This window comes from Mucilaginibacter sp. P5_A4, from assembly GCF_056400605.1.
Genome location: NZ_JBFUKX010000036.1, coordinates 1 through 14,713, shown reverse-complemented (window position 1 = coordinate 14,713; position 14,713 = coordinate 1). Strand labels below are relative to the sequence as shown.

Below are 14,713 nucleotides of genomic sequence, written 5' to 3'. Positions count from 1 at the left end.
GGGGGCCTCTACTTCAACACATCCAAAACCCTGAACATCTTTTCTTTAATTCCCCGGCCCGATCCGTTAAAGTTATTCACCATTATAGAAAAGCAAAGCTCCCTCCCGTTATGGGTTTGATAACCTGCGTAGCACAGCACATTGTTGATGCTGCCGCTTTTCATTTTCATGTTGTTATAAACCGGGAGGCTCTCATACAGATCGGCAAACCAGCTTTCTTTTTTGGCCGATTGCAGGATTTTGGCCAATGTGCCGGTAGTTACCCTGTCGCCGGGTGAAAGGCCGCTGCCATCGTAGGTATTAATGCTATTCGGGTCGATACCCCTTGCCTTCCAGAATTTTTGGACCTCATCTACACCATTTAATGTGGTTGGCTTTCTGCCTTGTTTCCAGGCTATGGTTTTAAGCAGTTGCTCGGCATACAGGTTTACGCTTTTTTGATTGAGCCAGTAAATGATCCTGCTTAAGGGCGGCGACTGAATAGTTGTAAGGTTTTTTGAAATCAGGGGCGCCTGTAATCCTTTTGCCGTTAGTGTGGTAACAGATTCGGGATCATTGCTTACAGTGATTCCCAGTTTTTTCAGTGTATCCGCCAAACGCAGGGCGGCATCATAGGCACCATCAGGCAAAGCAGCAGAAATACTTTTTTTCTCCTGGTCGATGGCGTAGCTGCCGCGCAGGTACATCACTTTACCGCCTACGGGTAAAAAGGCGTACGCATTATCGCCACTGCCCGATGAACCGTTCACCAGTTCGCTTTTAAAAGTAAGGTACGGAATGTTGGGTACAGTATGCGCTATGCCAACCGGGTTACCAACCGCACCGGTGCGCAATTTAATATCAAACTGGTTTTCGCGCCAGCAAAGGCCCGATGTTCCGGCGCCGTAATAGTTGCCTATATCCTGCCAGATCCAACCTTCGGGAATAGATTGTGTGCCGAAGATGCTGTCATCGCCAATAATCCTCCCGTTTATTTTTTTGATGCCTGCGGTTTTCAGGGCGTCGGTCATTAGGGCCAGTACATGAGCCTCTTTGGTTTGCTCGTATCGCCAGCTACCCAGGGTAGGGTCGCCCGCGCCCTTAATGATAATGTCGCCGTTAAGGGTTCCATCGGCGGTAATTCCGCCGCTGTAGCCCAGCTGCGTTTGGTACCTGAAATCGACTCCCAAAACATTAAAAGCGGTAATGGCGGTAATAGTTTTAAGGGTTGACGCCGTAGCCAAACCCATGTTGGGGTTAGCAGCAAACAGCTGCTCGCCGGTTTTAGCATCAAGCACAGTTAATGATAGCGATGCGTAAGTACACTGACTATCGGCCTGTAACCTGCTAAAAGCTGCTGATATTTTTTGCTGCAGATCCTGGGCGTAAACCTGCCCATTTAAAATAAATAAACTAACTATTAATAACCGCTTCATCCTGCTTTTTAACGTTCCCTTTAGTGACATAATATATCGGGATACCTATCAATACGATAATTAAGCCCGGCCAGGTAAATTGTGGTTTATAAAGGATCAGCAAAATACAAAACGCGATGCCCATCACAACATATATCGCAGGTAACACCGGGTAACCAAAGGCTTTATACGGACGCTCGGCATTAGGGTGTTTAGCTCTTAAAATATAGATACCAATAATGGTAAGCACATAAAATATTACCACCACGAAGGAGATCATATCCAACAGATCGCCATACCTGCCGCTTAAGCAAAGTACCGAAGCTACCAGAGCCTGTATCCATAAACCAAACTCGGGCACTGATGCTTCATTTAGTTCGCCGGTTTTTTTGAAAAACAGGCCATCTTTTGCCATGGTATAATAAACCCTTGCGCCTGCCATAATCAACCCGTTGTTACAGCCAAAAGTTGATATCATGATCATTATAGCGATGATAACTGTTCCTGTATTGCCAAAAATAACCTGTGATGCTGCTACGGCAACACGGTCTTTAGGCGCGGTAGCTATTTCATGCAATGGTAAAACACCGGTATAAACCACGTTGGCTGCAACATAAATAATGGTAACTATCATAGTACCAAAAAACAGGCTTAATGCTACATCCCGTTTGGGGTTACGCATTTCGCCGGCAATAAAAGTTACGTTATTCCAGGAATCGCTGCTGAATATAGAACCCACCATCGAGGCTGCTATTGCACCAAGCCCTGCTGCCAGGGTTACGCTTGTAAAGCTGCCATCGGTGTTTAATTTGTGCAGGTTCCAGGCATCGCTCCAATTGGCATGCCATATTTCGGGTTTTAAAGCCACAAAACCAAAAATGATAAGCCCGAATAAACTTAACAACTTGGTTAAAGTGAAGGTAGTTTGTATCAGTTTACCGCTTTTTACCCCGCGGGTGTTGATAAAGGTAAGTAATACTATTACACCTATAGACACCAACTGAGCCGCGCTGATCTTGACAAAACCCTGTTGAAAAAGTATATTGTCCTCACTCACAGCAGGGATTAAATATGCCGTAAACTTAGAGAATGCCACCCCAACCGCCGCGATAGTGCCGGTTTGGATCACCGCGAAAAAGCTCCACCCATATAAAAAGGCGATGAGTTTGTTGTAGGCTTCTTTTAAATATACATACTGCCCGCCTGCTTTTGGATACATGCCGCTTAGCTCGCCATAACTTAAGGCAGCAGTTAAAGTCATGAAACCGGTTATCAACCAAATGGCTATCAGCCAACCTGCCGAGCCAACATTACGTACAATATCAGCAGCAACTATAAATATACCTGAGCCTATCATGGAGCCTGCTACCAGCATGGTGCCGTCAAGCAGGCCAAGTTCATGTTTCATTTTGGGTTGTCCGGGATCTTTTGCCATAAATTATAAAAGGGTTTAAAGTCCTAAACTATTCAAAAAACTTTAATATTGACAGGCTATTTTAAAGAAAATAAAATTACTATTTTGCAAGCACCAATTACACCTGCAATACTATACACCAAAACAGTAGTACTTTATAAACCAAATTTGCGACTATGGATTTTTTGAACGCTTACTTAATTTATTTAATTCCGGTTTTCGGGCTCACCGGCATTGCCGCAATGGCCATTAAAGCAGCATGGGTTACCAAACAGGATGCCGGTGACGGCGATATGGTAAAGCTATCCGGCTATATTGCCGATGGGGCGATGGCCTTTTTACGTGCCGAGTGGAAAGTGCTCGGTGGTTTTGTTTTTATTGCAGGTATCCTGCTGGCCTGGAGCGGTACTACCGTAGCTACATCAAGCCCGGTTATTGCCGTGTCATTTGTAGTAGGTGCATTTTTATCGGCCTTTGCCGGTTACCTGGGCATGCGTATTGCCACCAAAGCCAATGTGCGCACTACACAAGCCGCACGTACCAGCCTTGCACAGGCTTTAAAAGTATCATTTACCGGCGGTACCGTAATGGGTTTGGGTGTTGCCGGCCTGGCCATCATTGGCTTAGGCTCGCTGTTCATAGTTTTTTACACTGTTTATGTTAAAAATACAGGAGGCACCGTAAATGGCGAGGCCATGGCAAAAGCATTGGATGTTTTAGCCGGATTTTCGTTAGGGTCCGAATCCATTGCCCTGTTTGCCCGTGTGGGCGGCGGTATTTATACCAAGGCTGCCGACGTAGGTGCCGACCTTGTAGGTAAGGTAGAAGCCGGGATTCCCGAGGATGATGTGCGTAACCCGGCCACCATTGCCGATAACGTAGGCGATAACGTAGGCGACGTTGCCGGTATGGGTGCCGATTTATTTGGATCATACGTGGCAACTATGCTTGCTACCATGGTTCTGGGTCGCGAAATTGTATCGCATGATAATTTTGGAGGCATAGCCCCAATATTGCTGCCAATGGTTATTGCGGGTTTAGGCCTGATATTCTCGATAGTTGGTGCAGCTATGGTGAAGATCAAAAACGAAACAGATAGTGTACAAAAAGCTTTAAACATAGGTAACTGGACATCTATCATTTTAACTGCCATTGCCACTTATTTTGTGGTACAGTGGATGCTGCCTGCTGATAGCTTTCACATGGTACGCGATGAGGATGCCAGCCATGCAGTAAAAACCGGGTCGCTGGTATTTACCAAAAACGGTGTTTTTATGTCGATAGCAGTGGGCCTTATAGTTGGTACATTAATGTCGATTATAACAGAATACTATACAGCTATGGGTAAACGCCCGGTGCTGAGCATTATCCGCCAGTCATCTACCGGGCATGCTACCAATATTATTGGGGGATTGGCCGTGGGTATGGAATCAACCGTGCTGCCTATCCTGGTTTTAGCATCGGGTATTTATGGCTCGTACCATTTTGCGGGTTTATACGGGGTATCTATCGCCGCCGCAGGTATGATGGCTACTACGGCCATGCAATTGGCAATTGATGCCTTTGGTCCTATTGCTGATAACGCCGGTGGTATTGCCGAAATGAGCCGTCTGCCCGAGGAAGTACGCCACCGTACAGACAATTTAGATGCCGTAGGTAACACTACCGCCGCTACAGGCAAAGGTTTTGCCATCGCATCTGCTGCGTTAACCTCGCTGGCCCTATTCGCCGCCTTTGTGGGTGTTGCAGGCATCGAGCATATTGATATTTACAAGGCCGATGTTTTGGCCGGTTTATTTGTGGGCGGCATGATCCCTTTCATCTTCTCGGCATTGTGTATCTCGGCAGTAGGCCGTGCAGCAATGGCGATGGTAGAAGAAGTAAGGCGTCAGTTCCGCGAGATCCCGGGCATTATGGAGTACACAGCCAAGCCCGAGTACGAAAAATGCGTGGCCATATCAACCAAAGCCTCTATCCGCGAGATGGTTGCGCCGGGATTGATCGCGCTCATCACACCTATCATTATCGGTTTCTCTTTCGGTCCCGAAGTATTGGGCGGGTTATTGGCCGGTGTTACCGTATCCGGTGTGCTGATGGGACTTTTCCAGAGCAATGCCGGTGGTGCATGGGATAACGCTAAAAAATCATTCGAAAAAGGTTGTATGATCAATGGCGAGATGTTTTACAAAAAATCAGAACCGCATAAAGCATCGGTAACCGGCGATACCGTGGGCGATCCGTTTAAGGATACCTCGGGCCCATCAATGAATATTTTGATCAAGCTGATGTCTATCGTTTCGCTGGTTATTGCACCGCATTTGAATGCAAAGCATGTTGCGTCAACAGCCATGAAACAGGAGGTTAAAAAACAGGTTGTTGTACAGGCTTATACTTCGCCTGTAATTAGGGTGGATAAAAAAGGATAATATCGTTTTCAATATATGGAAAGCCACCTGGTGAGGGTGGCTTTTTTTATAAGTGTTCCATTTGAGGGCAGTGGAACACCCCGAACGCTTTGGAACGCATTATAGCTGATTATCAACAACTTAAGCTTTTTAAAAATCAACAAAAACCGGAACACTTATCAAACTGATAATCAACATTATAAGCCTAAAAATTAACTCCTGATTAAAATCAAGCTGCCGGTCTGCACTCCAATATCTGAAATTTATCTCGCGCAAAGACGCAAGCATGCAAAGTGATTTGCTTCTTTTTTCTTTGCGTCTTCGCGTCTTTGCGTGAAAAACTTCTCCATTTAAATCTGTTCAAAACCTAAGCATTAAATGCACGAACCCTACTTTTATCTTTGTTGATTAATTTCTATATACTGTTCCTGTCTTCACTATAATTACACTTTTTTGAAGAAAAATCAATTTATATCGGGATATATTAATTAGAAACTTATCATCTGCATATCTTTCAAATCCGGCAAACTTTGGCCTCAATTTTAGCAAAATGACGTTATAAAAGATTTGTCATCCTGAACGGAGTGAAGGATCTATTCGCATACTGTACAGGGCGAAGAAGCATGGCGAATAATAGATGCTTCACTCCGTTCAGGATGACAAAATGTTTTTTCTGAAAACACGTCATGGGTAGCCTGTCGAAGCATAGCGGGCAAAGGCCTCTCCGCACGAGTCTTCGACAGGCTCAGACTGACAGGCCTTTACACCTTGAAAATCGAATAAGCCATAGGTAGGCACGAAGCAATCCACGCCTTGCTGGGTAGCTTTGCAAATCCGATCAGCATAGTTTGGATTGCTTCGTGCCTCGCAACAACGATCTGCTTTTTTATTTTTCAAACAACTTCTTAGCTAAATACTTCATTTTCAAACTATAATTTGGGTAATTTAATCAAGTCCATTGTTACATTCTGCTCTTTATCTTTTCAATAAATTTAAGTACGTTTGGGGAAATGTGAATTTTTAATTTTTTTACGACTGATCTTACTAATTAAACATGAAGTTATTTATTAAAAAACCTATTGCGCAGTTAATGGCTGCATCAAAGGAAACTGAGAAAACGCTGAAAAGAACTTTAGGCGTTGGATCGCTTATAGCACTGGGTATAGGCGCAATTATCGGTGCCGGTATCTTTGTACGAACGGCGGCGGCAGCAGGCCAGCATGCCGGTCCTGCGGTTACAATTTCCTTTTTAATTGCGGCTGCAGGCTGCGCACTTGCGGGCTTATGTTATGCTGAGTTTGCCAGTATGATCCCTATCGCGGGATCTGCCTATACCTATTCCTACGCTACCATGGGCGAATTTATTGCCTGGATAATAGGCTGGGATTTGGTGCTTGAATATGCATTAGGCGCTGCAACAGTATCCATAGGCTGGTCGCAGTATTTTAACGCGTTTTTAGATACGTTTTTTCACACTCATGTCCCGTTTGCCTGGTCGCACTCTCCCTGGGAGATTTCTAAAACCACTACAGGCCTGTATGCTGCCGAACTGGGCGCTCATGGGGTAATTAATTTACCTGCCATTTTTATTTTGCTGATGCTTACTCTGTTATTGATCCGTGGTACCGCAGAATCGGCAATTGTGAACAATATTATTGTAATTGTAAAGGTTGCTATTGTACTTATGATCATTGGTTTAGGCTGGCATTTTATAAATCCCGCCTATCATACACCTTATATAATCCCGGCCGATGCGGGTATAGTAAATACAAATACAGGCCCTGTAAATTATGCCGATACTTTTAATCACGGCTGGCTCGGTGTATTACGGGGTGCAAGTGTGGTGTTCTTTGCCTTTATTGGTTTTGATGCCGTATCAACAGCGGCGCAGGAGGCAAAAAATCCTCAAAGAGATATGCCAAAAGGTATTTTGGTATCACTGGTAATTTGTACCGCGCTTTACATCCTGTTCTCGCACGTATTAACCGGCCTGGTTTCATACAAAGAATTCCTGATACAAGGTAAAGAAGCTTCTGTTAGCTATGCCATTAAAACGGCAATGCCAGGTTATACCTGGTTATCATCATTGGTAACGGTATCTATTCTTGCAGGTTTTTCTTCGGTTATCCTGGTGATGCTTATGGGCCAAACCCGTGTATTTTATACCATGAGTATAGATGGTTTAATCCCTCCTATATTTTCAAAACTGCACCCTAAGCACCGTACCCCATACAAATCACAATGGTTATTTTTTGTATTCGTATCTTTATTTGCCGGGTTTATACCCGATAGTATAGTAGGCGAAATGGTAAGTATCGGAACTTTGTTCGCGTTCGTACTGGTATGTTTAGGTATTTTTATTCTCCGCCGAACAGATCCTACTATTGTTCGCCCTTTCAAAACTCCATGGTATATGATTGTTTGTCCGTTAGGAGCAATTATTTGTCTTTGTATGATAGCAAGTGAAGGTCTTGAAAACTGGTTAAGGTTAATAGGCTGGTTACTGATAGGTTTTGTAATTTACTTTGGTTACAGCGTTAAACGTTCGCATGTAAGGCATGGTAAAGTTGAAGCGGCCGTTGATCCTATCAATCCAAAATTTGTTGAATAAACATATATCAATATTAACAAAAAAGGTTCTGAAATTTCAGAACCTTTTTTGTTAAGTTCTTTTTTATACCGGAGCTTTAATTTCAACTTTGCTCAGTTTCCGGTTAAATCAAAAAGAACAAAAATTCAAAAGCTTTGGAGTTGAGTTATTCGGATTGAACTGACTTAACCAGGTTAAGGTTATAACACCAGGTATTAATCATTAATAAAACTGCAAATAAAAATATAAAGAGAAAGAAGGCACCAGGCATTCCATCAGGGACTAAAAATCCTGCAAATAAAAAAAGTGAAATTATTCCATAAACCATCGCAAAACTGGATAGTAAAGCTTTAGCATACCCAGTTTTTATATGCGTTTTATTTAATAACCATGTACTTATCATAAATAAGATACAACCGGGTACAGAAAGTAATATGCCGAAGATGCCATAATAAATTGCAAGAGTTTTGCAGGTGCTTAATATTAATTTTCCATGAGGATCAGTATAGTGGTAATCTATCAACAGGATAATAAAAAACAACACCGGACTTACTATAGCAGTTGTCACCCAGATTCTTAAGGTATATAAAAAAAATTGTTTCATTGTAAGAAGGTTAGCTATTTTAGGTTTCGGTTTTTAAAGGAAATTGGAATACTAATATAGCAAAACATATCTTCTGCAGCCGACAGACGGCACGACACCCCAGGGAAATCGCTTTTAAAAATCTATAATATTTTTTGGCTAAAGCCCTAACTAGTTTCTGCCAATTTAACCGTTGGCTGAAGCCCAACGGCAATGATTTAAGGACAGATCCCGTTTAAAGTAGCTAAAAGTTCATTGCCGTCCCATTTATGGGACTGGTAGCGAAGGAACAAAAAGCGGCTTCAGCCAAAATTTGCCATGCAGATATTTAAAAGCGATTTCCCTACATGACACCTGCTTTTTATCTTTCAAACATAAACAGCTTGAACACCAGCGACGGAAAAATTTAAAAGTGATTTCCCTGGGTTATCACGATTTTTTAGTTTACATCTGATTTTTAATTGCAACTTTGCTCAGTTTCCAGTTAAAATCAATAAAGAATAAATCCTAAAACCATGCAACCACTAATTTTCAGGGAGGTATTATCCGTTACGATGATCCTTTTCGCTATTATTGATATCCTGGGCGCTATACCCGTAATTATCCAGGTACGCCAGCGTGTAGGGCATATCGAATCGGAAAAGGCAAGCATAGCGGTATTGATATTAATGATCGTTTTTTTGTTTGTGGGCGATGAACTGCTGGCCATTATCGGGCTCGATATTTCATCATTTGCTATAGCGGGCTCGCTGGTGATATTTATCATCGCTATGGAAATGGTATTAGGCGTCGATTTTTTCAAGGAAGAATTACCTCAATCTGCATCTATCGTCCCTATCGCCTTCCCACTGATAGCCGGCGCCGGCACTATGACCACCCTGCTCTCCTTAAAATCGCAATATCAAACTCAAAATATCATTGTAGGCATAGTGCTCAACACCATAGTTGTTTACCTGGTACTTAAAAACGTAAAATGGCTCGAGAAGCTGTTAGGGCCGGTTGGGCTTAGTATATTACGTAAATCGTTTGGGATTATATTGCTGGCTATAGCGATAAAGTTGTTTAGGAGTAATACGCACCTTTAGATGTGCAGATTATAGATTTCAGATGTGCAGATGGGGCTGCAAGTGTTTTCATACCCCGTCATACGAGTATACACCAGGCTAATCCTGTAAAAAATGGGGATGACGTGCTGGCTTTAGGGGCTAACAACAACCATGTCATTACGAGCGCAGCGCGGCAATCGCGAACTGTGCAGGTCCGCTCTGTATAGCATGCGATTGCTTCGTGCCTCGCAATGACATAGTTTATATTAAAAAATAGCACTGATCATCAGTAGTTTACAAACACGTCATTATAAGGTACGAAGATAACCGACCGCAGGGAGCTCATTAACACTTATAAAATCAAAACACAACATTAATAATCCCAAACTATGCAGATCGGATTTGCAAAGCTACTCTGTAAGTTCGGGATTGCTGCTTACCTCGCAATGACCGTAGGAAAAAAGCATTGTTCAAACCGCCAACAAACTCGCAACGGTTGAAGCGGATTATATCTCGCGGTTTTCACTCCCCCTTCAGGGGGCTGGGGGGCTCAACCTCGCCACAAACATCGTATCGGCCTTATGTTCATAGCCTTTCAGCACCTTGCTTTCTTCCAGCTTTAGGCCAAGCTCTTTTACAAGGTAATCAACCACATCCTCATTCTCGCCTTTAAAGGCCGAGCAGGTGATGTAAATAAGTGGTTTGCCGGGCTTAAGGTATTTTACTACGTTTTGGGCGATGCTTTTTTGCAGGCGCTGAAAAAATTCAATTTTTGCAGGCATAAACTGGGCTATCATCTCGGGTGTACGCCCCCAGGTGCCCGAGCCGCTGCAGGGGGCATCAAGAATGATCCCGTCAAATTCATAATCGTGCAGGGTTTGATCGATATTGGTGGTTAAATCGAGCACCTTTTTCTGGTACTTGGTTAAGCCCGCCAGCTGGAAACGCTCGTCGAGGTTGGCCAGTACCGATTCGCGGATATCAGACACCACTAGTTTTATATTGGGCTCATCCTCGTGCAGTAACAGCGATTTACCGCCCGAAGCCGCGCAGGCATCCCACCAGCTATCCCAGCGCTGCGGCTTAAAAAAATCGCCTGTTTGCTGCGATGAAAGATCCTGCACCTCAAACCAGTTTTGTTTAGGAAAAATAGTTTCAAGCCTTGTACCATTAGGCAAAGCGTAACAGCCGTTGCCTTCGTCTTTAAATACAACTCCGGCCTTGTTCAGTTGAGCTTTAACCAGGTGGTCGTACCCATTGCGTACCCGGATAAACAAATCGGGCTGGCAAAAAAACGATTTTAAAAAGGCATCCTTATCAATCCCCGCCGATACCTGATCTATCCAGGGGAATACATCCTCGAGCTTAAATGCCGGGTAAGCTGTTTTTACAAGGGCAAGCTTATCATCCACATTAAAACTTACACAAGCGGCCCAATCAGGCTTAAAATTTTGAAGGAACGAGTTAGTTTGGGTATGGCATAAAAACTCGGCTACAATAAGCCGTTCGTCGGTAGCCAGGTTGGGCAAGGCCTGCCCTATGCGGAAATAATTATATATTAAACGGCTGGCTACCCGCCTATCGGTAGAGCCCATTTGTTTGTTTTGCCTGTAAAAACCGGGTAAAAATTTACTTAAGGGCGTATCAACCGGGTATTCACCTATTATGCGCTGAAACGTTTTAAGCTGGTTTATTGCCTTCATTCTACCTGTTTTAACTCAAAGTTACTATACATTAATACATTTACATGGGTGTTTACCCAACCCAGTCCCGGTTTTTTTATAAAGCGGAATTTATTGTGCAGGCCGGTAAAATCGGCCTTATCAAGTGATGCAAAATTGTTATCAATCAGCTGTTTGCCAAAATACATGCCTTCATCAAATCCTTTTATGGCATAATCGGTAGGCTCAACGTGGTAAAGCCTGTGGTATACCCTTATAAATTCCATACTGGCGTCTGATTTGTAATCAACCTGGTCGGCCGATGTAATATGGGTTTTTAGGCGCTGCAAAATATCAACCTTTAAAAATCCCAACTTTTGCCAGCTTGGGTGTCCAAACAGCACCACCGGGTAATGCCTGTTCAGGGTATCTAATGATCGCAGGGTAACGTTCAAAAAAGCCTGGTCGGTAGCGGCTACCACAAACACATTCTGTTCTGTTTTTGAAAGCTGGGGAATTAAACCGCTAAGCTGTCCTTTTGAAATAACAACGGTTATTATCCTTACCTTCTTTTTACTTAAACTGTCGGTAGCATTTTTAAATCCCCTCACATAATCCTGTTCCTGGCTAAATCCCGAACGCAGAATAAATATTTTTTTTGGCTTTAACTTATCATTGATAAACTGCGCGGCACCCCAGCCATGATACTCTAAAGGTGGCATAACAGTTATCAAATTGTCGCTATTAATTGTGGCAGGCGATGCCGGTGACAGCGGCGAAACAATTGGCGACTTTGTATTAAGCCCCGTGGCAAATATCTTTATACCATCGGGAAAAACCGGGCCAACAATAAGGTCGCTGTTTTTGATAAGAGGATTAAGGGCCAGGCTATGCGATTGCGCGTCCTCATCCTTTGAGTCGTACAAACGCAGTTTAAAATTAGCGCCATCAGCCGTCAGCGAATCCAAAGCCAATTTAAAGCCCTGATAATATTCCACGCTCATATTGGCCTTGGTGAGGCCCGATGATGTGTATTTTGACCCGGGCCTTAAATGATCCAACCCCATAGGCAGCATCATGGCTATGGTTAATGGTTTTGCCGACACGGGCTTTACCGGTGGCTTTTCGGCAACTTTTGTTTTTTCAGTTTCAGTTTGTTTTTTTACGGGTGCAGTTACCGGCCGCACCTTTGGCGAACATGCAGACAGTACCAGTGCCGTTAAAAAAAACAGTAACCATTTATTCCCACTCAATTGTAGCAGGTGGTTTCGAACTGATATCATATACTACCCGGTTAATTCCTTTTACGTTATTAATGATCTCGTTACTGATCTTGGCCAGCAGGTCGTATGGTAAATGGCACCAATCGGCTGTCATTCCATCCAACGATTCCACCGCACGCAGACAAATTACGTTCTCGTAAGTGCGCTCATCGCCCATTACCCCTACCGACTGAACCGGCAAAAATATTGCGCCGGCCTGCCAAACCTTATCATAAACACCGTATGACCGCAAATTGTTGATATAAATCGCATCGGCCTCCTGTAATATAGCAACTTTTTGCGGAGTTACATCACCTAATATCCTGATTGCCAACCCCGGACCTGGAAAAGGGTGCCTGCCTAAAATATTAGGATCGATACCCAATGCCTTGCCAACACGCCTTACTTCGTCTTTAAACAGGGTATTTAAAGGTTCAACAACCTTTAGTTTCATAAAATCGGGCAGTCCGCCAACGTTATGGTGCGATTTGATGGTAGCCGATGGCCCCTTAACAGAAACCGACTCAATAATATCCGGGTAAATAGTACCCTGGCCAAGCCATTTTACATCTTTAACCTCGTGCGCGGCATCATCAAATACCTCAATAAACACCCGGCCAATAGCCTTCCGTTTCTTTTCGGGGTCGCTTAAGCCGGCCAGTGCATCGTAAAAACGACTTTTAGCATCAATTCCTTTTATATTAAGGCCCATGTGCTTGTACGAGTCGAGCACCTGCTCATATTCGTCCTTGCGTAAAAGACCATTATCAACAAATATGCAATGCAGGTTTGTACCAATAGCATGGTGCAGCAATACCGCCGCAACCGATGAATCAACTCCTCCCGATAACCCTAACACTACCTTATCATCACCTAACTTCTCTTTTAAAGCGGCAATGGTAGTTTCAATGAACGAATCTGGTGTCCAATCCTGGTGACAGCCGCAGATATCAACCAAAAAGTTTTCCAGCAGCTGCCTGCCGTCGATACTATGTGTTACTTCGGGGTGAAACTGGATGCCGTACGTTTGGGTGCCGGTTACCTGGTAAGCCGCAACTTTTACGGTATCGGTACTGGCAATAATTTCAAAATTATCGCCGATACTGTCAATCGTATCGCCATGCGACATCCAAACCTGCGAGCTTTCGGGTATATTTTTAAACAGCGGGTTTTCCCTGTTAATGTATTCAAGATTGGCCCTGCCATACTCCCGGGTGCTTGATGGCAGCACCTCGCCGCCGTGGAAATGCGCTACATACTGCGCCCCATAACAAACCCCTAAAATAGGCCGGGTAGTGTGAAACTGCTCGAAATCAAAATGAGGAGCATCCTCCTGCCGTACAGAATAAGGACTGCCGGAAAGGATGATACCTTTTACAGTGCTGTCAATTTCGGGATAATGATTAAAGGGGTGGATCTCACAGTAAATATTGAGCTCCCTGACACGGCGCGCTATAAGTTGGGTGAATTGCGAGCCAAAGTCAAGAATGAGGATTTTTTCTTGCATGGGCAAAGATAGGATTTTGATATGAGATGTGAGATATGAGATTTGAGATTTTTGATTGGGGAGTTCGCCTGAACCAGAAACAACAACTCACCGTCATTGCGAGGTACGAAGCAATCCCAAACTGTACAGAGCGGCTTAAAAAGACTGGATTTTTCGTGTTAACATAACACCTCAACCACCGTCATTGCGAGGCACGAAGCAATCCCAAACTGTACAGAGCCGCTATTTGGGTGTTAACTTTACTTTGTAGTATCGGAGTAACATCGTCCCGCTCATGGCCGCGGGAGGGCCTAGTCCTTTTTGTCTTGAAACAAAAGTGTCCAAAGACCGAGCATAGCGAGATAATGAGCACCAATAAAAAACAAATAATAAGTGAATAATTCAAGTCAGCAGAAATGCTTCTTTGCGCTCAGGGCCTTTGCCCTGCAAAACGGGCAAAACCTGGGCTGGAATTATTTTGCCCTTGCCCGCATATCCCCACACATGCAAAAACTTCCTATGCCCTGCAGCCGCACAACCCCACATTGTTTTGCCCGTTTTCGTCCGAAGCTGTTCTGCTGACGCTTTAGGGAAAACGAAAGCTTTTGATCCCTAATAAATAAATAGACCGTCACTATAAGATACGATGCAATCCCAAACTGTACAGAGCGAATAAAAAATCTTGATACTAATTACTTGATACCGATTTTCATGGTGTTGCCTGCGGCCCGGGCTCATATCTTTATATTTATATAAATCAGAATAAAAGGAGGCACTTTGCGCCCGGGCATGACACGTAGTAATTATGATGTTGACGGTATAGGGTTATCCTCCTTTTTTATTTCTTAAAGTCAGAACAGTACCTATTGACA

The 14,713-nt window shown here is 43.7% G+C and carries 10 protein-coding genes; 4 read left to right on the top strand and 6 right to left on the bottom strand.

The genetic code is table 11. From position 1 onward, the window contains the following. Positions 1-8: 8 nt before the first annotated feature. Together dacB and AC1DQW_RS19155 are read right to left on the bottom strand one after the other, a co-directional pair. Entirely contained in the window at positions 9-1,415 is a 1,407-nt protein-coding gene (gene dacB, locus AC1DQW_RS19160) for a D-alanyl-D-alanine carboxypeptidase/D-alanyl-D-alanine endopeptidase (RefSeq protein WP_477455543.1), read from the bottom strand. Further along, positions 1,393-2,829 carry an APC family permease gene (locus tag AC1DQW_RS19155; protein ID WP_477455542.1) on the bottom strand — a complete coding sequence of 479 codons (1,437 nt, stop codon included), beginning with the start codon at positions 2,827-2,829 and terminating at the stop codon, positions 1,393-1,395. Before AC1DQW_RS19155 ends, dacB begins: the two co-directional genes overlap by 23 nt. Before the next feature lie 155 nt (positions 2,830-2,984). On the opposite strand from AC1DQW_RS19155, the gene AC1DQW_RS19150 reads away from it, so the two are divergent. After that, the gene (locus tag AC1DQW_RS19150) at positions 2,985-5,234 is read left to right on the top strand and encodes a sodium-translocating pyrophosphatase (RefSeq protein ID WP_477455541.1); all 2,250 of its coding nucleotides are present in this window, start codon (positions 2,985-2,987) and stop codon (positions 5,232-5,234) included. 1,033 nt (positions 5,235-6,267) lie between these two features. Further along, positions 6,268-7,824, top strand: a complete 1,557-nt coding sequence (locus AC1DQW_RS19145; RefSeq protein ID WP_477455540.1) for an amino acid permease — start codon at positions 6,268-6,270, stop codon at positions 7,822-7,824. A 145-nt stretch (positions 7,825-7,969) separates the two neighbouring features. On the opposite strand, the gene AC1DQW_RS19140 is transcribed toward AC1DQW_RS19145, so the two are convergent. Further along, positions 7,970-8,407: a hypothetical protein gene (locus AC1DQW_RS19140; RefSeq protein ID WP_477455539.1), complete on the bottom strand. Its 438-nt coding sequence runs from the start codon at positions 8,405-8,407 to the stop codon at positions 7,970-7,972. Between the two features lie 494 nt (positions 8,408-8,901). On the opposite strand from AC1DQW_RS19140, the gene AC1DQW_RS19135 reads away from it, so the two are divergent. Further along, complete coding sequence (locus AC1DQW_RS19135; protein WP_477455538.1) at positions 8,902-9,471, top strand: MarC family protein; 570 nt, start codon at positions 8,902-8,904, stop codon at positions 9,469-9,471. Positions 9,472-9,965: 494 nt separating this feature from the next. On the opposite strand, the gene AC1DQW_RS19130 is transcribed toward AC1DQW_RS19135, so the two are convergent. Genes AC1DQW_RS19130 through guaA form a run of 3 tightly spaced genes read right to left on the bottom strand, consistent with a single transcriptional unit; the run spans position 9,966 to position 13,862 of the window. After that, complete coding sequence (locus AC1DQW_RS19130) at positions 9,966-11,135, bottom strand: RsmB/NOP family class I SAM-dependent RNA methyltransferase (RefSeq protein ID WP_477455537.1); 1,170 nt, start codon at positions 11,133-11,135, stop codon at positions 9,966-9,968. Next, complete coding sequence (locus tag AC1DQW_RS19125) at positions 11,132-12,376, bottom strand: hypothetical protein (RefSeq protein WP_477455536.1); 1,245 nt, start codon at positions 12,374-12,376, stop codon at positions 11,132-11,134. The genes AC1DQW_RS19130 and AC1DQW_RS19125 overlap by 4 nt, the downstream gene beginning before the upstream one ends. Continuing rightward, complete coding sequence (gene guaA, locus AC1DQW_RS19120; protein ID WP_477455535.1) at positions 12,333-13,862, bottom strand: glutamine-hydrolyzing GMP synthase; 1,530 nt, start codon at positions 13,860-13,862, stop codon at positions 12,333-12,335. The genes AC1DQW_RS19125 and guaA overlap by 44 nt, the downstream gene beginning before the upstream one ends. A 372-nt stretch (positions 13,863-14,234) precedes the next feature. Between guaA and AC1DQW_RS19115 the strand changes: the two genes are divergently transcribed. Beyond that, positions 14,235-14,423, top strand: a complete 189-nt coding sequence (locus AC1DQW_RS19115; RefSeq protein ID WP_477455534.1) for a hypothetical protein — start codon at positions 14,235-14,237, stop codon at positions 14,421-14,423. Positions 14,424-14,713 lie beyond the last annotated feature (290 nt).